Raw genomic sequence first — 1,175 nt, forward strand, 5'->3', positions numbered from 1 at the left:
TATTGCTAAGGTTAACGACGGTTAGATTCACCTCTTACACAGCACCTCTTCTCGCGTCCAACCCCAGTTAAAATTGAAGATTAATTAAAGAGAGTTTATGTACAAACATACACAATTAGCATGGGTGATATGGGCTATTTTATTGTGGATCAGTAGTTTTTTAGCCGTTGCTGCGCAATTAATAGGGTTTAATGCGGGTATCATTGGGTTTGCTGTATTACTCGTTTTGGTTGCCATTGCTTTTTATGGCCTGACTGTTGAAGTGAACCCAAACAGCCACTCAGTTAGTTTTTGGTTTGGCCCAGGTGTTGGTAAGAAAACACTAAATTTTGATGATATAGAGTCTGTGAGAGCGGTTCGCAACTCGTTACGTCATGGTGTCGGAATGCGCATCAGCCATGATGGTTGGGTTTATGCTGCTGCTGGTTTCTCTGCGATCGAAATTCTACTAAAGGATGGCACTAAATATCGAATTGGTACAAATGATCAAGAAACCTTACTTGCAAGTTTTCCTGAAGTGCTAAAGCATGTTCCTGAAGTGATTAACACACCTGAACAAGCAGACGTTGATGAAGATGACGAGGAACATGAGCCAGTTAAAAAGCGTAAAGATCCATTTGATTTTAGTTAGACATAGTTAGCTCATTTAGTCTAAATAAAAAAATAGCGCCGAACATAACAGTGGCGCTATTTTTTTATTTAGACTAGAAATGAGCTAACTATGTCTAACTAAAATCAAATGGATACTTACGCTTTTTAACTGGCTCATGTTCCTCGTCATCTTCATCAACGTTTTTGTTCAGGTGTGTTAATCACTTCAGGAACATGCTTTAGCATTTCAGAAACTTGCAAGTAAGGTTTCTTGATCATTTGTACCAATTCGATATTTAGTGCCATCCTTTAGTAGAATTTCGATCGCAGAGAAACCAGCAGCAGCATAAACTGGACCATGGCTGATGCGCATTCCGAACACCATGACGTAACGAGTTTTGCGATTCTTCTCACAGACTCTATATCATCAAAATTTAGTGTTTTCTTACCAACGCCTGGGCCAAACCAAAAACTAACTGAGTGGCTGTTTGGGTTCACTTCAACAGTCAGGCCATAAAAAGCAATGGCGACCAAAACAAGTAATACAGCAAACCCAATGATACCCGCATTAAACCCTATTAATT

The 1,175-nt window shown here is 39.5% G+C and carries 1 protein-coding gene and 1 pseudogene; one reads left to right on the plus strand and one right to left on the minus strand.

The window, feature by feature from the left end:
• Nucleotides 1-97: 97 nt before the first annotated feature.
• Nucleotides 98-631, plus strand: coding sequence for a hypothetical protein (locus ACXAC4_RS18765; RefSeq protein ID WP_475161239.1), 534 nt, complete (start codon nucleotides 98-100; stop codon nucleotides 629-631).
• A gap of 269 nt (nucleotides 632-900) precedes the next feature.
• On the opposite strand, the pseudogene ACXAC4_RS18770 reads toward ACXAC4_RS18765, so the two are convergent.
• Nucleotides 901-1,175: pseudogene (locus tag ACXAC4_RS18770) on the minus strand (hypothetical protein); the annotation flags it as partial.

Source organism: Pseudoalteromonas sp. AWM4_233, assembly GCF_056158285.1.